This is a genomic window from Moraxella nasibovis (assembly GCF_029581575.1).
Taxonomy (GTDB): Bacteria; Pseudomonadota; Gammaproteobacteria; order Pseudomonadales; family Moraxellaceae; genus Moraxella; species Moraxella nasibovis.
The window spans coordinates 776,123-796,164 of sequence record NZ_CP089975.1; the positions used below are offsets into that span (position 1 = coordinate 776,123).

Below are 20,042 nucleotides of genomic sequence, written 5' to 3' on the forward strand. Positions count from 1 at the left end.
CACCAAAAAAAGAGCGAATGCCTCGCTCTTTTTATTGCGCTATTTAAAGGGGTGATGGCATCATCAAATCTGACGAGTGGCGAAAGTGTCGCACTGCTGAATGTCGCCAGATTCAAAGCCACGATAAAACCAGCGCTGACGCTGCTCTGAAGTGCCGTGCGTAAAGCTGTCTGGCACGGTGTGACCACGAGCTTGGTGTTGTAGATAGTCATCGCCGATTTTTTCGGCGGCATCCAAAGCCTCCTCGATGTCGCCTTTTTGTAGAAACTGCGTGCGCTCATGATTGTGTCTTGCCCACAGCCCTGCAAAGCAGTCGGCTTGTAGCTCCATGCGTACCGACAAATTGTTGGCGGCAGCTTGGCTGGCTTGTGCCTGAGCTTGTCGCACTTGCCCTGAAATGCCAAGCAAGGTCTGCACATGATGCCCCACTTCATGGGCAATGACATAGGCTTGGGCGAAGTCGGCGGCTTGGTCTTGGCGGCTTAGCTCAGTGCCGTTGCGCTCGCCTGTGATGCCCATTTGCGTGCGCATCGCCTTAAAAAACGAAGTGTCTAGGTAGATTTTTTGGTCGGCAGGGCAGTAAAATGGACCGCTCGCCGAACTCGCTGAGCCACACGCCGACTGCACCGCCCCTGAGAACATCACCAGTTTTGGCTGCTGATAAGTGCCGCCCAGCTTTTGAAAAATCGGCGTCCAGACATCCTCGGTATCCGCCAAGATGGTCGCCACAAACTCTCGTGATTCTGCTTGGTCGGCGGTCTCGTTGGCAGGTGCTTGTGCGGTTTGGGTGTTTTGGGTGATGGTCTGAGTCACGCCAAGCGTCGTCTCAGGGCTGATGCCAAACACCTTCCAGACGATGAGCGCCAAAATCAGGCTAAAAATACTCACTCCGCCCACTTTGCCCGCACGCCCACTACGGCGATCCTCAATGTTTGAGCTTTGTCTGCGACCTCTCCACTGCATGATTGCTACCTTTTTGTTAATAAAAATTTGCTCATTATAACGGTTTTTTGATAAAAGTTATAACCCTTTTTAAAAAATTGACAAAAATCTTAGCAAATCTTAATAAATCTTGACAAAAGGCTTTATGGTGCTTTGCGGCATATGTTATTCGCTGTTTGGTTTATCCACGCCATCAGTGATGAATTTGCCAATCAATTTTCAGATTTTGCCAAAAATATGCTATGATGTGGCAGTTTTTAAGCAAAAATAAATAGGAAAATAGCATGGCGAAGTTAGATTACATCACAGTTGAACATAATCCAAACAATCTACCGATCACGCATTCGGTGATTTGGCTACATGGCTTGGGGGCGAGTGGCGATGATTTTGTGCCTGTTGTGCCAGAATTGGGGCTAAATCCTGATGTGGGCGTGCGTTTTATTTTTCCACATGCGCCAAAAATGCCCGTTACCGTCAATGGTGGCTATATCATGCCTGCGTGGTATGATATTTTGGAGATGAGTTTGGAGCGAAAAGTGGATGTCGCCCAAATCCAAGCATCCAGCGATGCCATCAATGAGCTGATTGACGAGCAGATTGCCCAAGGTGTGCCAAGCCAAAACATCATCATTGCAGGCTTTTCACAAGGTGGGGCGGTCGCTTATCATACGGTTTTGACTAATAAAAACCGACTGGGCGGTTTGCTTGCGTTATCGACTTATTTTGCCACCGCAGAGCAGATCGATGGCGTGGCGGTCAATCAAGACATCAGCATCAAAATTGATCATGGCGATTATGATGACATCGTGCCTGCGATTTTGGGCGTGCAAGCCAAGCAAAAATTGGAAAGGTTGGGATTGACGGCGGAACTCACCACCTATCCGATGGCACATCAGGTATGTTTGTCGCAAATTAAGCAAATCGGTGCGTGGCTAAACGAACGCTTTTCTGGTAAATAAAAACGCAAGAGCCGTAGGGGTGAAATATTTTTCACCCTTTGATTGTTAAATTTACCAAAAATAAATTAACCAAAAATCAACGAGCAAATTGCCCAAAGTGCAAAAAATGCACCACTTGTCCAGCGACATTTTTATCAAAAATCAGCCCTGTGTGATTGACGGGCAACAGCAGATAATCGGTCGCATTGGGCAAAATGCTTTCAAAGACATAGACCGTACCATCGTGCGGTCTATTTTTTCGCTCATCAGGTGTGCGAAAGTGCCGAAAATTATGCCAGCTTAATAGGGGCAAGCCTAGTCCTATGGGGCGATTGCCAGCGATGACGCCAAACTCAACACCATCAGGCGGTAAGGGGCAAGTGCCGTCTAGGGCGTCAGGATAAGCCTTACGCACCAAAGGTGGTAGCAGTCGGTTGGCGTAGTTGGCACAGATACTGCCCTGATGGGGTGTGCCAAGCGTGACACAGCGAGCGATTTGCCACTGTGGATAATTAACCAAAAAATGCCGAATCACCAATCCGCCCAGACTATGCCCAACCAGATGGATTGGCGTATTGACATTGTGATGATTAAGTAGATACTCGTGAATCTTGCGACTGTGCGTGGCGATGGGTTCATGCACGCTTTTGTAGCTGATGGCGTGGGTGGCAAAGCCTGCCTGTTCAAGGTGTTTTGACAGGGCGTACATATACCGTCCGTGCATATGCAGACCGTGAATGAGTAGGGCGACAGGCTTAGTATTCATCGCTGACAGCATAAACAAAACCCAACCAACGGGCTGGGTTTGTCATTATTTACCACGATAAGTGATGCGACCTTTTGATAGGTCATAAGGGGTCATCTCAACCTTGACTTTATCGCCAGTCAAAATACGGATGTAGTGCTTACGCATTTTACCAGAGATGTGAGCGATGATTTCGTGTCCGTTGTCAAGGCGGACTTTAAATAGAGTGTTTGGCAGAGTGTCAATCACTTCGCCTTCAAATTCGATGATGTCGTCTTTTTTTGCCATAAGTCAAAATCGGATTAAAATGAAAAGTCGTATTATAGTGCAAAGTTGGCACAAATGCAAATACTCATTGGAGGTGTGGCGAGCTTGGGTTTTAAAGTTAGCTTAAAACTATAAAAATCATTTTTCTGATATTGGTTAAAATGTGGTCTGGGTTTGTGTTGCTTTAAGTCAATTTGCAAGCTGTTTGTTCAATCCAGTCTGTGGACTGGCTTGTGATGGTTGTGTGGGCAAATTCGCCATTTTTTAATTGTGTTAAAGCATTACCAAGCTGTCTTGGTGGTCGGCAAGGTTGGATTCAGGCACAAAAGCCAACAAATTCAATGAGTTATATCTTAAAATATTGAGTTTCACATTCGTTCAACCCAACCTGCTGTGCTAATCCCATATATTGATTTTGTGTAGATTATAAATGCAAAATATTGCGTTTTTAACAAGAAAATTTGCAAAACAGCCTTGACTTTTTTACACGCCAATCAGGACAAGGAGTTAAAGAATGGTATATTTTTGTAATTTAAAATTATTGAAACATAAAAAGCCTTGCAATATTGCAAGGCTTTTTGTTTGGTTTTTTTATTGGGCTTTGGAAGGGGTGGGGTCTGTTAGGTACTGACGAAATGGCAACAGCACTTCTTTTGGGCGTTGTACTTGTTTGCCAAGTTTTTGCACCAATTTGGCGTGTTGTTCTTTGGTTAAAAATTCATCAACATAACCATCTTTGAAAATGGCGGGTCGTATCACATAATTATCCTGTAAATAACCATATTTTTTATGGTCAGGGTGCAGACTTGCGTCATTGACAAACAAATAACGCCCAACGCCATTCATCATACCGTCTTTATGTTGTCCTTCATAGATAATGCCACCATCTTTGCTAACCCAAACACCCCAACCATCATAACGACCATTGACAAAGTTGCCGTAATAAATAGCAAGCGGTGTAATGCCTAGTCCTTTGCCGTGTTTTTTGTGATTTTGCCATTCGCCTGTATATTTTTCGCCATCATCAAAGGTTATTGTGCCGTTACCGTGTCTTTTGTCATCTTGCCAATCGCCTGTATATTCCACGCCGTCAGTATATTTCATTGTGCCTTTGCCGTGCATTTTGCCGTCTTTCCAGTCGCCCACATATTCAGCACCAGTAGCATATTTGATTGTGCCTTTGCCGTGCATTTTGCCGTCTTTCCAGTCTCCCACATAACTGCCTTGTAATTCGCTATGGACATACCATCGCATTTCGCCATATCCTTGTGCATAGCCGTCCACACAGTCGCCCGACCAAGTAACACTCTCATCAGGTTGTGGCTTGGGGTTGTAAATCTTACAACCGCTGTCCGTACTGACCAGCCAAGTATCAGTTGCAAAGGCACTCGGTGTGCTTATACCAAGCAGTAATACCATAGCCCAAGATGTTTTGATAAAAAGTTTCATGGCTAACTCCTAATGGGATTTTATTGACAACTTTGTTTAAGAATTTGATTTTAATAAAAATTTTCAAAAGAGCGAATTTATATTCGCCCCTATGCCACAAGGGTAAATTCTGTATTATTTTCCAAGCTTTTTGGCCATACCAACCCTTCCACCACCATTTCTACCATCTCAATTTGGGTGTAAGGTGCGTATAACGTACCGTTTTTTGTGGCTTAAGTTTTTTACGTCTTACGGCTTAGCCCGTAGGTTGGATTCAGGCACAAAAGCCAACAAATTCAATGAGTTATATCTTAAAATATTGAGTTTCACATTCGTTCAAACCAACCTGCCGCGCTACTCTTTTCTCAACGCTCTTGGATTTTTACCGCCCCACCAGTATTTACGGCACGCATTATCAATATCCCAAGATACTTCGATAACAAACTTATCTTTCTGCTGAGAATAGCCTTCTTTTATACCAAATTCAATCAATGCTTCATCTTTGCAGTATCCATATCCTGTGGGTGTTTTCATTCTAACAAAGTCATTGTTATTGACTTGCTTGATGATTTCATCGGTTTTGTCATGTATGAATTCTCTGGCAAAAACGCTACCATAATACTGAACTTGGTTGATATAAAACTGCTCATCGTAGGACTGATCGTGATTGGTCAATTCATCAATAATGCGTTTAGACTCCTCCTCGCTTGGGGGATTGTAATATTGACGATCGTACAAATAGGGATTGGCTTGCCATCTGGAGCTGGGTTGTTTTGGATTGTAAAGCTGGTAAAAATAAATAATGCTTGATATTGCAATGGGGACGATCAACATGATCGATCCGATCCAAGTAAAAGGTTTCATCGTAGAATCCTTATGTTTTTCATATCTCTTTTTCTTTATCCGTTAATTGACGCATCATATCGCCACTCACGCCAATTTGCATTATTTGCCTTGCCAATCCGCGCTAGTACAAATATACCTGCTTGGTAAGGTGATTCTTGTGCTTTGGCAGATGGGCGAGTCATTGGGTTTGCCACTGGTTTTTTGACGTTTTATTGTTCTGTAATGCACGCGGATTTTTGCCTTCCCACCAGTATTTGCGACATTCATTGTCAATCGACCAAGAGGCTCTGATAAAAAACTTTTCTTTTTGCTGCTCGTAATTTCTTTGGAGTCCAAAATTAATCAAAACTTCTCCTTTGCAGTATGCATTCCCCTCCGATGTTTTTACATTGATAAAATCCCCATTACCTATCCTGTTAATTATCATATCTGTTTGATCATGCATAAATTCTCTAGAAAAACCACTATCCGAAAACTTAGCTTTGCTACTATAGACCTCCTTGTCATAAGATTGATCGTAATCCGTCAATTCATCAAGAAGCTGTATTAACTCTTCCTCGCTTGGCGGATGATAATATTTACTATCATATACATAAGGATTGGCTTGTCGATAAGGGTTGATTTGCTTTGGCTTATAAAGCTGATAAAAATAAAAAACAATCACCGTCATCAGGATTGTGATTGCAATTGCTTGCCAAATCCATGTTAATATTTTCATCGTAAAATCCCTAAATCTTTTAATAATTGGATAAAGACCTAAGCCATACCGCTGATAAAATCAACCACCTTAATGACGGATTTTGGGCAAAAACAAAAATCCACAAACCATTGATGATAAACCACCCACAATACTAAACTGCAAATTATCTACAATATCTTTTAACCCAATGGAGAAATATTCAGTACTGACGATAAAAATGGTATAAACGACAAAAGTAATTATCGTACCTGTCAAAAATAACTGAACATAATGTGTCTTTTTACCAATACTAAATTGCATACAAGCCAAGCAAATGCCAGTTAAAAGTGCAGGTATGCCACCGATAAGAATGCCAAACAAAGGCATGATGGTCAGTGAGAATACGATCATTTCCAAGAATTCATAAAGCAACCTTTGGTCGTTGGTGTAATCAATCAACCTTAGAAAAATATTCGCCAATGCAACAAAAAATCCGCCAATCGCACCACCTGTTAAACCAAACCCAAAAATCACTTTGGATTTTGGGTAAATGGTGCGTTCTGTGGTTTGATTGGTTGATTGCATTTAGTCTAAAACCCCAGCCAAAGCGGTGTCAAAGGTAGCTTTGGTAGTAGCTTTTGGAATTTTTCAGGATAATAGGCATTGATAAAATACAGCCCATCAGCCGATGCGGTCGGTGGGGCAAGGCTGCGATTTTTGGCGTGGATCAGCCGTGTGATGCCAGAAGGATCCAGCTCGCCACGCCCAATGGCAAACAGCGTTCCCATGATGTTTCGCACCATGTGGTGCAAAAATCCGTCCGCTTGAATGTCTAATACCAAAAACGCACCGTGTTGAAAGAGATTGGCGTGGCTCACCGTGCGGACTGGCTGATTAGATTGGCACTGAGCTGCCCGAAAGCTGGTAAAATCGTGCGTGCCGACCAGAAGTTTGCTCGCCTGTATCATTTTTTCTACATCAAGCGGTGCGTATTCGTGCGTAACCTGACCGTTTAAAATGGCGGTGCGGTAGGGCTGATTGAGCGTGATGTAGCGATAACGGCGTGCGATTGCCGAAAATCGTGCGTGAAAATCATCAGGCATCGGCACAATCCAGCGAATGGCGATGTCTTTGGGTAGTAGGGTGTTCGCCCCACGCATCCAGTTGTATTCGGTGCGTTTGGCGGTGCTGGCAAAGTGAGCAATCATATTGCTGGCATGTACCCCTGCGTCCGTACGACCTGCGGCAATCAGCTCAATCGGTTCGTTGGCGATGGTGGAAAGTGCCTTTTCGATGACGGCTTGTACGCCAATCACTTCTTCTTGGCGTTGCCAACCACGATAATTGGTACCGATAAACTCAATGCCGACAGCATAAACCTGCGTGGGCTGTGGCGTTTTTGCGATTGTTGTCATCTCATCTGTGGGTTGATTTGTCATTGTAATACCTGCCAAAGCGTTTGCCCATAAGTCCCTGCAATGCCAAGCGTGCTGCTTTGCACGCCATATTGATATTGCCACGCACCAGCAGCATAGTCGGCATTTGTACCGCCAAAGGCACACATGGTGGTGCAAATGACGGGTAATTTTTTATGGGATAAATCGCTTAAAATATCAATCAGACCTTGCGATGATGGCAAATTGCCTGCACCAAAACCAATCAAAATCACTGCTTTTGTGTCATCGCTAAGATGGGCAAGCTGATGTTCGATATTGGTAACATCATTCGGCAAGCAATAAACCGCCGTGATTTGCGTGCGTTTAGCATTGGCGATGATGGTTGGTAGTTGGGCTAATTTGTCATCTAGGGCGTTGTCATTAAAAACCGCTTGGTCGGTTTGTACATCATCTGCCAGTTCATCTGCCAGTTCATCTGCCAAAGTACCGACAAAAGCGTCAAAATCTTGACTGTTGAGTTTTTGGGTATCTGACGCATTCATCAGTTTGTGGGCAAATTGCACAAACACGCCTGTGCGAGTGCTGGCAGCGATAACGCTGTCTGATAGATTTGCCCAAGCGTCAGATTGTTCGTTGATGGTGTAGATGGGATTGTCGCTGACAAATAAAGGCTGCATACTGCCTGTGATGACAAGGCTTAAATCCGACAAGCCGTTTAAAGCATTTGCCAAAAATGCCGCCAAAAAACTTAGGCTGTCCGTGCCTGTAATCAGGACAAATTTGCGTTTGCCGTCTGCATACGCCTGCAAAATCAAGCCATACAAATGCACAAAATCGCTGGGCGTGAGCGTGCTGCTGTCCTTGATGAGATGATTTGGCAAAATTTGCGTGGTAAGGTGTGGCAATTTGGCGTGAAATTGCGTCTGCAAAATCGGCAAAAATTCGTCCGCAGGCAAGGGCGATAAAGGCGTCCCGTGGCTACCAAAAGTACCGCCAGCATAGATGATGTGAGTTGCTGTGTTCATGGTTTTAATATGCAAAAATTTATCGTTATTATAATCCAAAGCCAACAAAAAAGCACATCAAATCGATGTGCTTTTTGGGACTTGATCGGATTAAATGCGACCTTGTACGATGGCAAGCATACGGCGAAGTGGCTCGGCAGCACCCCACAGTAGCTGATCGCCCACGGTAAAGGCGGTCAGATATTCGCCGCCCATGTTCATCTTACGCAGACGACCCACCGCCACATTCAGCGTGCCAGTGACTGCCACAGGCGTTAGGCGTTCCATGCTCGCTGGCTTGTCGTTTTCGACCACATCAAGCCATGGATTGTCACTTTCACGAAGTGCTTTTTCAATCTCATCAAGTGGAATGTCTTGTTTTAGCTTGATGGTTAGGGCTTGGCTATGGCAACGCATCGCACCGATACGCACACAAATGCCGTCAATGTTGATCAGTTCATCGCCAGATTTGCCAAGGATTTTATTGGTTTCGGCTTGACCTTTCCACTCTTCACGAGATTGACCGTTTTCTAGTTGGCTGTCGATATAAGGGATTAGGCTGCCTGCCAATACCGCACCAAAGTTTTGCTTTGGAAAATCATCCGAACGCTGTGTGTCAGCGATGGTTTTGTCGATTTCTAAGATGGCTGATGCAGGGTCGGCAAGTTTGTCCGCCACGCTATCACGCAGCACGCCCATGCCAGTGATCAGCTCACGCATATTGGCAGCACCTGCACCACTTGCAGCTTGGTAGGTCATCGCAGAGACCCACTCCACCCAGCCACGACGGAACAGCTCGCCGATTGCCATCAGCATTAGGCTCACCGTGCAGTTGCCACCGATGAAGTCTTTTTTGCCGTCTTTTAGAGCAGCGTCAATCACATCACGATTGACAGGGTCTAAGATGATGATGGCGTCATCTTGCATACGCAATGAGCTTGCCGCATCGATCCAGTAGCCATTCCAGCCTGACGCACGCAGGGCGGGGTGCACCGCTTTGGTGTAGTCGCCGCCTTGACAGGTGATGATGGCATCGCACTTGGCAAGCTCTGTGATGTCGTTTGCATCTTTTAGCGTGCCAGCATCCACACCAAAATCAGGAGCTTTGCCGCCTGCATTACTGGTTGAGAAAAATACTGGCGTAATGTGGTTAAAATCGCCTTCTTCAACCATACGAGCCATCAGCACCGAGCCGACCATACCACGCCAGCCCACCAAGCCAACTACCATTTTTTCTGCCATTGTATTCACCTTTGCGTTACAAAATGAGTGTCTAAAAATCGCCCAAATCAAGGACGGTAGCCGACTTGATTTGGCATAAAAAATAAGCGTATAACTATGCACTTTTATTGATAAAAAATCAAGCCTTTTTGTACAAGTTTTAAATAAAAAGTTTGCTATTTTTTAAAATTGATGAAAATTTTGATGGTAAGGCAGAAAATTTTGCCAAAACTGACGGCGATTGGGCGGATAAATTGCCATTCTTTCGGTGTTGTTTGTCGTTAAAATCTTACAAATTTTGACGACAATGACGAATGGGCGAAGTGGCTTTTGTGGTTTATAATGTCGTCCAAGCAAATGGATGGATGCACGGATTGTTGGGATAAATTAAGCGAATTAAGAATTGGGACGCATTAAGATTGTTAGGATTGATTGTAGGGGAAAATGTTTTTAAGGAAAAAAGTTAAGGACATAAGTTTTTACCCACGCCCAGTTTGGATAAACTGGGTATTTTTTGCGTTTTTGTTGGGATTTGGGGTTTTTGGGTTTGGAAAAACCGTAAAAATCATTCATCGTCAATGCGAACGCACACCAAATTATCGTGCCTGTCTTTTTCAACCAATTGGCACGCTGGCATGAGCGATTGATACACAGATAAGGTCTCGGCGGTCATCTGCTCAATGGTGTATTCGTGTGTCATGGCAGGGCGTAGGCGATTTTGTAGGTGGGATTTGACCGCTTTGCATAGGGCGATGGCGGTTTCTTCCTTGACCAAGCCTTGTGGATAAGTGGTCGCCAAAATGTCCGCAAACGCCCCCTTTGCCCAGCCGATGACAGGCGTGCCTAAGTGTATGGCTTGCTGGGCGGTCATGCCGATGCTCTCTGGGCGATTGGCAAGGGCAAGCACGATGTTAGCAGACGACAGCCATTCTTTCATGTCGGGCGGCCGTCTGCCGATGAAGGTCACACGGCTGTCCAAGCCTAGGGCGTGAATGCGCTGAATGAATTCTTCGTGGGCGACATCTTGGTCGGTGTGATTGGTCTCCAAATCTTCTGCGATGATGGCGTGAATGTCTGGAAATTTGTCTTGCAAATTGCCCAAAATATCCACGAGCCACTCTTGTCCGTACTCCGTGCCGATGGGTGTAGGGAAAAACAGCCATTTTTTGTGTTCTAATTCTGGATATTCTGCAAAGACACTGTGTAGCCAGTACACCGATGAATTGTGCCGATAAGGAAAGGTGCGAACATCCACGCCACGCTTGATGCAGACAATGTCAAAGGGTAATTTGGCGATGTCAAGTTCGTCTTGCTTGTGTTCTAATTTGTCTTTTAGGTATTTGTCAATGCTAATGGATGCGGTGATGATGACATCGGCATAAAACAAGGCTCGAGAGTAGGAATTGAGCGGATAAAAGCCGTACATGGTGGCGACCACTTTTGGGTGTTCGTCCTTGGGAATCAGACGCAGCGCCCAGTGTAGCACCCATGCAGGCGTGCGAGAATGCACATGGACGATGTCTGGGCGATGCTCTTGAATGAGATTGCGTAATTTAAAGACATTTCTCAGCGCCCACCATGATTTTTTGGGCATGGATAGGCGGTAGTACAGCGTGTCATCTCTCAGCAGGCGAGTCACCAACTCACTGTCTTCATCTGCCGCCCCAATGACGATGGACTCATGACCTGCTCGCATGAGTGCGTGCGTGATGGCGTAAATCCCCCGCTCAGATTCGTCATGCTTGAGCGATGATGATAAATGCAAAACCTTCATCGTGCGTGGCGTTGTCATACAATTACAAAAAATCAAGCAAAGTTTGGGCGTGTTCTTTGGCTTTGATGTTTCTAAAACTTGCAATCATCACGCCGTTTTTGTCAAACACAAAAGTAGAGCGCACCACACCAAGGTGGGTTTTGCCGTACATCATCTTTTCTTTGATGACATCAAAATGCTGGCAAAGCGTCTCGTCCGTGTCGCTGATGAGTGCGATGTTCAGCGCTTTTTTGTTGATGAAATTGTGGTGCGATTTGATGCCATCACGAGACACGCCGATGATTTGATAGCCTTTGTTGGCAAATTGCTCTTTAAGCTCGGTGAAGTCAGTCGCCTGTACGCTACAACCTGCGGTGTTGTCTTTGGGATAAAAATACAGCACCAAGCCTTGCTGGCTGTCTTTGACGAGTGCGGCAAGGTCGCAGGTCTGTTCTGTGCCATCTTGCACGAGTGTTACTTCAAAGGTGGGTAGGCTGATGGATTCTTGAGAATTTTTCATGGTTTTTCCGATGATTTGGCGTGATTTTTAAAAATTAAGAAAAATGATAAAATTTTGCTATTTTACCTAAAAAATCCGTCCTTGTGTGCAAAAAATTTTGTAAATTTATTCTTAATCGTTTGTAAAAATTGTTACCATCTAGTAAAATTAGCGGTTTTTTATTGTTAGCTATTTCATAGGCTTGTTATGTCTTTATCTTCTTTTTTTAGAATCAGTGAGCGTGGCTCTTCGGTTCGCCAAGAAGTCATCGCTGGTTTGACGACATTTTTGGCGATGGTGTATTCGGTCATTGTGGTGCCAAATATGTTGTCGCAAGCGGGCTTTCCTGCCGAATCGGTATTCATCGCTACCTGTCTTGTGGCAGGTCTTGGCTCAATGTTAATCGGTCTGTGGGCGAATGTGCCGATGGCGATTGGTTGTGCGATTTCTTTGACGGCATTTACCGCATTTAGTTTGGTATTGGGTCAGGGCATCAGCATTCCTGTGGCGTTAGGTGCGATTTTCTTGATGGGTGTGGTGTTTACGCTGATTTCGGTGACGGGCATTCGTGCGTGGATTTTGCGTAATTTGCCAAGCTCTATCGCTCATGGGGCGGGCATTGGTATTGGTCTGTTTTTGCTATTGATTGCTGCCAATGGCGTGGGCTTGGTCATCAAAAATGACGCAGGTTTGCCAGTAAAAATGGGCGAGTTTACTTCCTTTGCTGTGCTGATGTCGCTACTGGGTTTGGCGGCGATCATTGGTCTTGAGCGTAAGCAGATTAAGGGCAGTATCCTATGGGTCATCATCGCCATTACGGTGATTGGATTGATTTTTGATCCAAATGTGAAATTTGGCGGTTCTATTTTGCAAGTGCCATCATTTGGCAGTGAGTCGCTGTTCATGAGCCTAGATGTGATGGGTGCGCTCAATGCAGCGATTTTGCCTGTGGTGTTTGCACTTGTCATGACGGCAGTGTTTGATGCGACTGGTACGATTCGTGCGGTGGCAGGTCAGGCGAATTTGATTGATAAAGACGGACAGATTGTCAATGGCGGTCGTGCTTTGACGGCGGATTCGGTGTCGAGCATTTTCTCTGGTTTGTTGGGTACAGCACCTGCGGCGGTGTATATTGAATCGGCGGCGGGGACGGCTGTGGGCGGTAAAACAGGCTTGACGGCGGTGGTCGTTGGCGGTTTATTCTTGCTCATGCTATTTTTCCAGCCGTTGGCATTTTTGGTGCCAGTGTATGCCACTGCCCCTGCACTGATGTATGTGGGACTACTCATGCTAAGCAATGTCTCAAAACTTGACTTTGATGACTTTGTGGGTGCGATGAGCGGTCTGGTGTGTGCGGTGTTCATCGTATTGACCGCCAACATCGTAACAGGCATCATGCTTGGCTTTGCAGGGCTTGTGCTGGGTCGTGTGATCGCAGGCGAGTTTAATAAGCTAAATATCGGCACGGTGGTCATCGCTGTGGCATTGGTGGCGTTTTATGCACTTGGTTATGCCATTTAACGCATTGTAACGCATTTTAAATATAAAAATCACCGCTTTTTTTGTTTTGGGCGGTGATTTTTTTTGGAAAATTTAAAAATGCACTGATTTGTCATGATGTCATTTGGTCAATCAGCCCAAGCAGATAGTCTTGCATTTTTGGCAAATCATCGGCTGACAGCTTGTTAAGCCATGCGCCATCGACCGCATGACGCACGCAAGATAGGCGAAAGTCGCCATCGGTGTGGGCGTAATTTTTCAGCTTTTGGTCAAGCCACGCCTGCCATAGATTGCTCAATTTGCTCTCGGCATTCATCGCACGAATCAGCCCCGCCCAGTCGCTTGCCAGCCCGATGTCCGTATTTTCAAAAAACACCATCACATAAGCACGAGTAAAAACCCCAAACGACTCGCCTGAGCGCTCGATTTTCTGCAAAATCGCCGTATTGACCTGCGCGATGAACAGCTCAAACACCGATGCGATGAGTTCGTCTTTGTTTTTAAAATGATGAAACAGACCGCCTTTGCTCGTGCCTGCAAGTTCTGCGACTTTTTGCATGGAAACATTGGCAATGCCGTCAGCGAGCATGAGATTTTTGGCGGCGATGAGAATGCCGTGACGCAAAAGCTCTGGGTTGTTTTTGCGTTTGGGTTTGCCATCTGTTTCTGTTGGTTGGGGCAGATCCAGTTCAAGTGATTGATTTTTCATGCTTTTTTCCTAGTTTTGGTGTTTGGTTGATGTGCAGGGCTTATTCTTTGCGGCTTTTGTGTGATGATTGTCAGCAGTCGGCAATGATGATAAAATAAAAACCAACTGGTCGGTATTTTATTAAAAATTCACATCAAAGTCAATTTGGCAAGGTATTGGCAGATTTGCTTGAATGGCTGTTTTATGGTTTTAAGGGTGTTTGATGAGCGGTGTTTGGATAAAAAGTGTGGCAAGGTGAGAGCGTGTATGGATTTGTTTGATGACAGTTTTGATGACAGTTTTGATGATATTTTTGGCGGCAGTGTGGATGACAGCTCGCCTGAACACTTAATCATGAACGGTAAATTTCTACACACGGACTTTGACGCTCACATTCACGATGATGGCAAGGGCGTGGTCATCCAAGTGCCTTATGGTCGGCTGTATTATGCGCCGCATTATTTTGGCAAAGAGCGAAGTGATGAGCTGTTTGATTATTTTTTGGCGTGCGATCACATCGACCACACACAGCATGAGTGGCGGGGCGAGCAGAGCATCGACAAGCTGTCATTCAAGCACATCAAATGGCGCCAAGACAGCATCAAAATGTACGGCAAAACGCACCTTTTGCCCAGACTGTCAGCTTGGTATGGCGACAGACCCTACACTTATTCTGGCATCACACTGTATCCAAATGCGTGGACGGCAGAATTATCATGGCTCAATGACGAGCTCTCCAAAGTGTGTAAGCGCCGATTTGACAGCGTGCTTTTAAACTGGTATCGAGATGGTGCAGATCACATCAGCTGGCACAGCGACGATGAAAAAGAGCTTGGCACAAATCCTTTGATTGCTTCGGTGAGCTTTGGTGCATCACGCCGCTTTTTATTAAGACTTGCCAGGCAACATGATGTCAAATTGGAAATTCCGCTACACCACGGCAGCGTCTTGGTCATGGCAGGGCAGCTGCAACACCACTGGCAGCACAGCGTGCCAAAACAGACCAAGATCAAACAAAGCCGTATCAATTTGACATTTAGAAATTTGGCATTTGCCAATACCAAGCATTAAAACCCAAGTATCAGAACTCATGCACTAAACCAAAAAAAACACCGCCCAACAGACATTGAGCGGTGTTTTTTATTGTCAAATTATCAGTAAAACTTACTCATAATTCTCAATACTTGGACAGCTACAAATCAGATTCTTATCGCCATAGACATCGTCCACACGACCCACAGTCGGCCAGAATTTATGAGCCTTGATGTAGTCTAGTGGGAATGCCGCCACTTCACGGCTGTATGGTCTGTCCCACTCGCCCACGATGACCGCTTGGGTGTGTGGAGCATTAACCAGCGGGTTATTGTCCGCAGTCCAGCCCTCCAAACCTGCTTGCACTTTCAACGCTTCTTGTTTGATTTGTTTGAGTGCCGAGATAAAGCGGTCTAGCTCGTCTTTGCTTTCTGATTCGGTTGGCTCAATCATCAGCGTACCCGCCACAGGGAAACTCATTGTCGGAGCGTGGAACCCGTAGTCCATCAAGCGTTTGGCAATGTCGGTCTCGGTAATGCCCGTCTCGGCTTTTAATGGGCGAATGTCAATGATACACTCGTGAGCCACCCGTCCGTTTTTGCCTGTATAAAGCACAGGGTAGTCGTCTTTTAGCATTGTGGCGACATAGTTGGCGTTCAATAATGCTCGTTTGGTTGCCGATAACAATCCATCACGCCCCATCATCGTGATGTACATCCACGAAATTGGCAAAATGCTTGCCGAGCCGTATGGAGCAGCAGACACCGCCGTTTGACCGTCTTGGGCGTTAAACACAGGATTGACGCTATGGCTTGGGATAAATGGAGCAAGGTGCGATTTTAGACCAATTGGACCCATACCCGGCCCGCCACCGCCGTGTGGAATACAGAAAGTCTTGTGCAGGTTCATATGCAGAACATCAGCACCGACTTCGGCAGGTTGCATAATGGCAACTTGGGCGTTCATATTCGCCCCGTCCATATACACTTGTCCACCGTGTTTGTGGATAAGCTCGCAAATATCACGGATACCTTCTTCAAACACCCCGTGCGTAGAAGGATAAGTAATCATGAGCGCCCCCAAATTGGCAGAATGCTCTTCACATTTGGCGGTCAAATCATTAAAGTCCACATTGCCGTTTTCGTCTGTGGCAACCACCACCACTTGCATTCCCATCATTTGAGCGGTGGCAGGGTTGGTGCCGTGAGCCGAGCGGGGGATTAGACAGACCGTGCGGTTGTTGTCGCCACGGCTTTCGTGATAACGGCGAATCGCCAAAAGACCTGCATACTCACCGCTTGCCCCAGAGTTGGGTTGCATTGAAATTTCATCAAAGCCTGTAATCGCCTTTAACTGCGTTTGCAAACTTTCAATCATCTCAATATAGCCCACCGTATCATCGGCAGGGGCAAATGGGTGAACATTTGCAAACTCATTCCAAGTAATCGGCAACATCTCGCTTGTGGCGTTTAATTTCATTGTGCAAGAACCCAGCGAAATCATAGAGCGGTTCATCGCCAAATCTTTGTCCTCCAAAGATTTTAGATAACGGAGCATTTGATGCTCGGTGTGGTAGCTGTTAAAGGTTGGGTGCGTCAAAATGTCGTCCGTACGGTTTAATTCGCCCAAGACATTTTCTACGGTGTCAAGATTGCCACTGACGCCAAAAATTTCACACAGCTCATTAAATTCTTTTTCATCGGTCAATTCGTGGAACGATACGCCCACCAAATCGTCTTTATGGAACAAATTATACCCTTTGGCTTTGGCGGATTTGACAAGCTCGCTTGCCTTGTCGGTCTTGACGGTTACCGTGTCAAAAAACACATCGGAAGCCGTAGTAAACTCGCCTTTAACGGCATTATAAAACGCGACCGCTAAAGCGTGAATGCGGCTGGCAATGCGTTTTAAGCCTGTCGCTCCGTGATACACGGCATACATACCTGCTAGGTTGGCAAGTAGGACTTGGCTGGTACAAATGTTAGAGTTGGCTTTTTCACGGCGAATGTGCTGTTCACGGGTTTGCAGTGCCATTCTAAGAGCCGTGCCACCTTGTGCGTCTTTGGATACGCCGATGATACGACCAGGGGCACTTCGTTTGTCTTTGTCTTTAAAGGCAAAATAAGCAGCGTGTGGACCCCCAAAGCCCATTGGAATGCCAAAGCGTTGGGTGCTACCTAGGGCAATGTCCGCTCCCATTTGGGCAGGGGATTTGAGTAGCACAAGGCTCATAATGTCGCTTGCCACGATTGCGTAAGTGTTTTTGGCTTTGACTGCACTGATGACATCGGTCAAGTCCACCACATCGCCGTCTTTGCCAACATATTGGAAAAACGCCCCAAAGAAGTCGCCATTTTTGGCGGTGTCAAAATCGCCCACCACTACATCAAAACCAAAATATTTGGCACGGGTGTTGATGACATCTAGGGTTTGCGGATAAGTGCGGCTGTCCACAAAAAAGGCGTTGGATTTGGATTTACTGCAACGCTTTGCCATAGCCATCGCTTCGGCGGCGGCTGTGGCTTCGTCAAGCAATGACGCACCTGCCAAGTCCATTCCTGTCAAGTCAATGCACACTTGTTGGAAATTTAACAAGGCTTCCAAACGCCCTTGGGCAATCTCGGCTTGATAAGGCGTGTAAGCGGTGTACCAACCAGGGTTTTCTAGGACATTTCTTTGAATGACCGCAGGCAGGCGAGCAGGCGAGTAGCCTTGACCGATATAGCTTTTGGCAACGGTGATTTTGTCCGCCATTGATTTGAGTTTGGCAAGGGCGTTATGCTCGCTTACGGCAGTCGGCAAATCAAGTTCCTTGCCCAAACGCACCGATTGTGGCACCACAGAATCCACAAATTCGTCCAAAGTTTTTGCTCCCACCGCAGAAAGTAGGGCTTGCTCTTCATCGGTGCTATTGCCCAGATGACGATGCACAAAGGCGTTTTCATAAAATAGGTCGGAAAAGGTGTTAAATGACATAAGTTATCCTTTTAGGGTTGGGTTAAAATTAACTGTTCAATTTTATTGATGATTGCCGTATATTCATCAAAATAAAACGCATCATTTTTCATTAAAATTTTTAAAAATAAAATCACAATCAATAATTGCTCATCATTAAAATAGGCAAATAATTCTGTATCATTATTTTCTAAAAATTCATCTTTTAATCTAAAAAACCACCATATTGTAATGACGGCATTGTGTCTTTCATTAAAATCATCTAATACTTGATACATCACCGCAGGGGTGTAAAAATAAAACCCTTGATTATTTGTCCAAACAATGCCAAGATTATTTTGATTGATATAATCAAAACTTAATTCGTGCCAATAACAATAATTCCGCTCAATTCTACCTGCAAATGTCAAATCATCAGTTGCCTCCAAATGAGCCATATTCTCAAATTCATAATCATCGGCATTGATATTGGCAAAATATTTTTTGATAAAATGCTGTAAAAGTTTTGGATTCATTTTAAAAAGTTTAAATTTAATTTAAAATACTATTTTTAAAAATACCATTTTAAATTAAGTTTAAATCAATTTTTGGCGTAAGGTGCGTACCACGCACCAATTTTAACAATCATTCCAAGGCGATACCATATTGCACATTTTGCTTTTAATTTTTTTTAGAAAGACTTTATTTAATCCCAAAAAATTTTCTGAAATATGGAAATAGCCAAATACCCAAAATATTTAGTGGTACACCATAAATCAGCGCTGCTATATAACTAAGAGCATCAGCACCACTAGCTTCTGGCATCACAATAACCGCAAAATACAATACAATCAACAGTGGTAGAAAAAATAATGCACCACCAAGCGCCCTAATCGGATTTATAAATAAAAATACCACCGAAACCAACAAAGGCGATAGTACAAATAGCGATAACTGCACGCTCTGTCTAAAATTAAAATGAGGTGTTACCCAAAATGATAGGGTTTGGATGATAAATATTAGTAGCAACAATAAAACCGCTTGTTTAAAAAATGGTTTTTTCATCATTTCACTCCAATATTTATACAGAAAAATATTTATTTCTACAATTTGGCAATGTCAAATGTGCATCATACACCATTTTAGAAAATCACTAGAGTTCAAAAAACAAAATCAAGCGTAAATTGACAATCAACTTACGCTTGATAGTTCACTTACAGACTGCTTTCGTATTCGTCTGCACTCATTAGGCTGTCATAGTCAGCAGGATTGGCAGGCTTAACTTTAAAGAACCATGCTTTGCCATAAGGGTCTTCATTGGCAAGCTCTGGGCTGTCCACCAGCTCTTCGTTGACTTCAACGATTTCGCCTGCGATTGGCGCATAGACATCGCTTGCGGCTTTGACAGACTCAACCACGGCGATTTCTTGGTCGGCTTCAACGACTGCACCCACTTCTGGCAATTCCACAAATACCACATCGCCAAGCAAATCTTGGGCGTGGTCGGTAATGCCAACGGTAATCGTGCCGTCTGCTTCAAGGCGTAACCATTCGTGGCTGGCTACATATTTTAGATCGGCGGGGATATTGCTCATAAAAAACTCCTAGCTTTGGGGTTGAAAATTAAAAATTTGTAAGGTGCATAATACGCACCGATTTTAACAAAGGATTTTCTTAAGGGTGCGTAATACGCACCTTACGATTAAGGGGTAAAAATTGAAAAATTTGCCAATTTCCAATGACCATTTTCTCTTGGTTGATAAAATTTACATAGTATGCCTAGCATATAACGCTCTCTTTTGAGCAAAAATCTATGGATAAGAAAGCTGTCTTTCATCTCTTTTTCTGTGTCAAGATGAATGGTTGAAACAGGGTTGCCAATTTTAGTGTCAAGCAATTGTGCTAAATACACTTGATTGTTTACTTCCGCCAATTCTATTTCATCATCTGAACGACCCAAATAAGGCTCAAAGATTTCCAATGCTGGTGTAACATATAGTGTTTCATTGTTTAGGGCATTGGATGCACTTTCACAAAGCTCAAAAGTTGCCTTTTCGTCAGCCAAAGTTTTATAAGTAGGTGTATTTGCAAAAGCCGATACAGATACCATACTTAACAATAAACCGATTGCCAATTTTTTCATTATTTACCCTTATTAAAATCGCCCAA

Annotated in this window: 21 protein-coding genes; 3 read left to right on the top strand and 18 right to left on the bottom strand. The window is 44.6% G+C overall.

Annotated features, from left to right (window positions below; translation table 11 throughout):
- Positions 1 to 63 precede the first annotated feature (63 nt).
- Positions 64 to 963, bottom strand: coding sequence for a KPN_02809 family neutral zinc metallopeptidase (gene ypfJ, locus LU290_RS03685; RefSeq protein WP_277809209.1), 900 nt, complete (start codon positions 961 to 963; stop codon positions 64 to 66).
- Positions 964 to 1,226: 263 nt separating this feature from the next.
- Here ypfJ and LU290_RS03690 point away from each other — a divergent pair, with 263 nt between their 5' ends.
- Entirely contained in the window at positions 1,227 to 1,901 is a 675-nt protein-coding gene (locus tag LU290_RS03690; protein WP_277809210.1) for an alpha/beta hydrolase, read from the top strand.
- 76 nt (positions 1,902 to 1,977) lie between these two features.
- Here LU290_RS03690 and LU290_RS03695 read toward each other — a convergent pair whose 3' ends face one another.
- From LU290_RS03695 to LU290_RS03745, 11 genes are all read right to left on the bottom strand, one after another.
- Entirely contained in the window at positions 1,978 to 2,646 is a 669-nt protein-coding gene (locus LU290_RS03695) for an esterase/lipase family protein (protein ID WP_277809211.1), read from the bottom strand.
- 45 nt (positions 2,647 to 2,691) lie between these two features.
- The gene (gene infA / locus LU290_RS03700) at positions 2,692 to 2,913 is read right to left on the bottom strand and encodes a translation initiation factor IF-1 (RefSeq protein ID WP_029102801.1); all 222 of its coding nucleotides are present in this window, start codon (positions 2,911 to 2,913) and stop codon (positions 2,692 to 2,694) included.
- Positions 2,914 to 3,483: 570 nt separating this feature from the next.
- Positions 3,484 to 4,341, bottom strand: coding sequence for an MORN repeat-containing protein (locus tag LU290_RS03705; RefSeq protein ID WP_277809212.1), 858 nt, complete (start codon positions 4,339 to 4,341; stop codon positions 3,484 to 3,486).
- Positions 4,342 to 4,674: 333 nt separating this feature from the next.
- Complete coding sequence (locus LU290_RS03710) at positions 4,675 to 5,184, bottom strand: hypothetical protein (protein ID WP_277809213.1); 510 nt, start codon at positions 5,182 to 5,184, stop codon at positions 4,675 to 4,677.
- 160 nt (positions 5,185 to 5,344) lie between these two features.
- Positions 5,345 to 5,884, bottom strand: coding sequence for a hypothetical protein (locus LU290_RS03715; RefSeq protein WP_277809214.1), 540 nt, complete (start codon positions 5,882 to 5,884; stop codon positions 5,345 to 5,347).
- Positions 5,885 to 5,953: 69 nt separating this feature from the next.
- Positions 5,954 to 6,379 carry a hypothetical protein gene (locus LU290_RS03720; RefSeq protein ID WP_277809215.1) on the bottom strand — a complete coding sequence of 142 codons (426 nt, stop codon included), beginning with the start codon at positions 6,377 to 6,379 and terminating at the stop codon, positions 5,954 to 5,956.
- 56 nt (positions 6,380 to 6,435) lie between these two features.
- Positions 6,436 to 7,260 carry a tRNA pseudouridine(38-40) synthase TruA gene (gene truA, locus LU290_RS03725; protein WP_277809546.1) on the bottom strand — a complete coding sequence of 275 codons (825 nt, stop codon included), beginning with the start codon at positions 7,258 to 7,260 and terminating at the stop codon, positions 6,436 to 6,438.
- 20 nt (positions 7,261 to 7,280) lie between these two features.
- Positions 7,281 to 8,267, bottom strand: coding sequence for an asparaginase domain-containing protein (locus tag LU290_RS03730; RefSeq protein ID WP_277809216.1), 987 nt, complete (start codon positions 8,265 to 8,267; stop codon positions 7,281 to 7,283).
- 90 nt (positions 8,268 to 8,357) lie between these two features.
- Positions 8,358 to 9,476: an aspartate-semialdehyde dehydrogenase gene (asd, locus tag LU290_RS03735; protein ID WP_277809547.1), complete on the bottom strand. Its 1,119-nt coding sequence runs from the start codon at positions 9,474 to 9,476 to the stop codon at positions 8,358 to 8,360.
- A gap of 556 nt (positions 9,477 to 10,032) precedes the next feature.
- Positions 10,033 to 11,259 carry a glycosyltransferase family 4 protein gene (locus LU290_RS03740; RefSeq protein WP_277809217.1) on the bottom strand — a complete coding sequence of 409 codons (1,227 nt, stop codon included), beginning with the start codon at positions 11,257 to 11,259 and terminating at the stop codon, positions 10,033 to 10,035.
- Positions 11,260 to 11,263: 4 nt separating this feature from the next.
- Positions 11,264 to 11,740, bottom strand: coding sequence for a peroxiredoxin (locus LU290_RS03745; protein ID WP_277809218.1), 477 nt, complete (start codon positions 11,738 to 11,740; stop codon positions 11,264 to 11,266).
- A 186-nt stretch (positions 11,741 to 11,926) separates the two neighbouring features.
- On the opposite strand from LU290_RS03745, the gene LU290_RS03750 reads away from it, so the two are divergent.
- A complete protein-coding gene (locus LU290_RS03750) occupies positions 11,927 to 13,240 on the top strand; it encodes an NCS2 family permease (RefSeq protein ID WP_277809219.1) in 1,314 nt (437 codons plus the stop codon).
- Positions 13,241 to 13,331: 91 nt separating this feature from the next.
- Here the strand turns inward: LU290_RS03750 and LU290_RS03755 are convergent, their stop codons facing one another.
- Positions 13,332 to 13,928, bottom strand: coding sequence for a TetR/AcrR family transcriptional regulator (locus LU290_RS03755; protein WP_277809220.1), 597 nt, complete (start codon positions 13,926 to 13,928; stop codon positions 13,332 to 13,334).
- A 183-nt stretch (positions 13,929 to 14,111) separates the two neighbouring features.
- On the opposite strand from LU290_RS03755, the gene LU290_RS03760 reads away from it, so the two are divergent.
- A complete protein-coding gene (locus LU290_RS03760; protein WP_277809221.1) occupies positions 14,112 to 14,978 on the top strand; it encodes an alpha-ketoglutarate-dependent dioxygenase AlkB family protein in 867 nt (288 codons plus the stop codon).
- 93 nt (positions 14,979 to 15,071) lie between these two features.
- On the opposite strand, the gene gcvP is transcribed toward LU290_RS03760, so the two are convergent.
- The 5 genes from gcvP to LU290_RS03785 all read right to left on the bottom strand — a co-directional run bounded on the left by gcvP (position 15,072) and on the right by LU290_RS03785 (position 20,016).
- A complete protein-coding gene (gene gcvP, locus LU290_RS03765) occupies positions 15,072 to 17,915 on the bottom strand; it encodes an aminomethyl-transferring glycine dehydrogenase (RefSeq protein WP_277809222.1) in 2,844 nt (947 codons plus the stop codon).
- Positions 17,916 to 17,926: 11 nt separating this feature from the next.
- Positions 17,927 to 18,409 carry a DUF6714 family protein gene (locus LU290_RS03770; RefSeq protein ID WP_277809223.1) on the bottom strand — a complete coding sequence of 161 codons (483 nt, stop codon included), beginning with the start codon at positions 18,407 to 18,409 and terminating at the stop codon, positions 17,927 to 17,929.
- 166 nt (positions 18,410 to 18,575) lie between these two features.
- Positions 18,576 to 18,941 (bottom strand): hypothetical protein, encoded by a 366-nt coding sequence (locus tag LU290_RS03775; RefSeq protein WP_277809224.1) that lies wholly within the window; start codon positions 18,939 to 18,941, stop codon positions 18,576 to 18,578.
- A gap of 146 nt (positions 18,942 to 19,087) precedes the next feature.
- Positions 19,088 to 19,468, bottom strand: coding sequence for a glycine cleavage system protein GcvH (gene gcvH, locus LU290_RS03780; RefSeq protein ID WP_277809225.1), 381 nt, complete (start codon positions 19,466 to 19,468; stop codon positions 19,088 to 19,090).
- Between the two features lie 107 nt (positions 19,469 to 19,575).
- The gene (locus LU290_RS03785) at positions 19,576 to 20,016 is read right to left on the bottom strand and encodes a hypothetical protein (RefSeq protein ID WP_277809226.1); all 441 of its coding nucleotides are present in this window, start codon (positions 20,014 to 20,016) and stop codon (positions 19,576 to 19,578) included.
- Between the last annotated feature and the right edge of the window lie 26 nt (positions 20,017 to 20,042).

Bases quoted from the DNA above. Each gene is read 5' to 3' on its own strand.
- LU290_RS03690 (WP_277809210.1), top strand. From the start codon at position 1,227: ATGGCGAAGTTAGATTACATCACAGTTGAACATAATCCAAACAATCTA.
- truA (WP_277809546.1), bottom strand. From the start codon at position 7,260: ATGACAACAATCGCAAAAACGCCACAGCCCACGCAGGTTTATGCTGTC.
- LU290_RS03730 (WP_277809216.1), bottom strand. From the start codon at position 8,267: ATGAACACAGCAACTCACATCATCTATGCTGGCGGTACTTTTGGTAGC.
- LU290_RS03750 (WP_277809219.1), top strand. From the start codon at position 11,927: ATGTCTTTATCTTCTTTTTTTAGAATCAGTGAGCGTGGCTCTTCGGTT.
- LU290_RS03770 (WP_277809223.1), bottom strand. From the start codon at position 18,409: ATGAATCCAAAACTTTTACAGCATTTTATCAAAAAATATTTTGCCAAT.
- LU290_RS03705 (WP_277809212.1), bottom strand. From the start codon at position 4,341: ATGAAACTTTTTATCAAAACATCTTGGGCTATGGTATTACTGCTTGGT.
- LU290_RS03775 (WP_277809224.1), bottom strand. From the start codon at position 18,941: ATGATGAAAAAACCATTTTTTAAACAAGCGGTTTTATTGTTGCTACTA.
- LU290_RS03715 (WP_277809214.1), bottom strand. From the start codon at position 5,884: ATGAAAATATTAACATGGATTTGGCAAGCAATTGCAATCACAATCCTG.
- asd (WP_277809547.1), bottom strand. From the start codon at position 9,476: ATGGTAGTTGGCTTGGTGGGCTGGCGTGGTATGGTCGGCTCGGTGCTG.
- gcvH (WP_277809225.1), bottom strand. From the start codon at position 19,468: ATGAGCAATATCCCCGCCGATCTAAAATATGTAGCCAGCCACGAATGG.
- LU290_RS03745 (WP_277809218.1), bottom strand. From the start codon at position 11,740: ATGAAAAATTCTCAAGAATCCATCAGCCTACCCACCTTTGAAGTAACA.
- infA (WP_029102801.1), bottom strand. From the start codon at position 2,913: ATGGCAAAAAAAGACGACATCATCGAATTTGAAGGCGAAGTGATTGAC.
- LU290_RS03755 (WP_277809220.1), bottom strand. From the start codon at position 13,928: ATGAAAAATCAATCACTTGAACTGGATCTGCCCCAACCAACAGAAACA.
- LU290_RS03740 (WP_277809217.1), bottom strand. From the start codon at position 11,259: ATGACAACGCCACGCACGATGAAGGTTTTGCATTTATCATCATCGCTC.
- ypfJ (WP_277809209.1), bottom strand. From the start codon at position 963: ATGCAGTGGAGAGGTCGCAGACAAAGCTCAAACATTGAGGATCGCCGT.
- LU290_RS03695 (WP_277809211.1), bottom strand. From the start codon at position 2,646: ATGAATACTAAGCCTGTCGCCCTACTCATTCACGGTCTGCATATGCAC.
- LU290_RS03760 (WP_277809221.1), top strand. From the start codon at position 14,112: ATGGTTTTAAGGGTGTTTGATGAGCGGTGTTTGGATAAAAAGTGTGGC.
- LU290_RS03785 (WP_277809226.1), bottom strand. From the start codon at position 20,016: ATGAAAAAATTGGCAATCGGTTTATTGTTAAGTATGGTATCTGTATCG.
- gcvP (WP_277809222.1), bottom strand. From the start codon at position 17,915: ATGTCATTTAACACCTTTTCCGACCTATTTTATGAAAACGCCTTTGTG.
- LU290_RS03710 (WP_277809213.1), bottom strand. From the start codon at position 5,184: ATGAAACCTTTTACTTGGATCGGATCGATCATGTTGATCGTCCCCATT.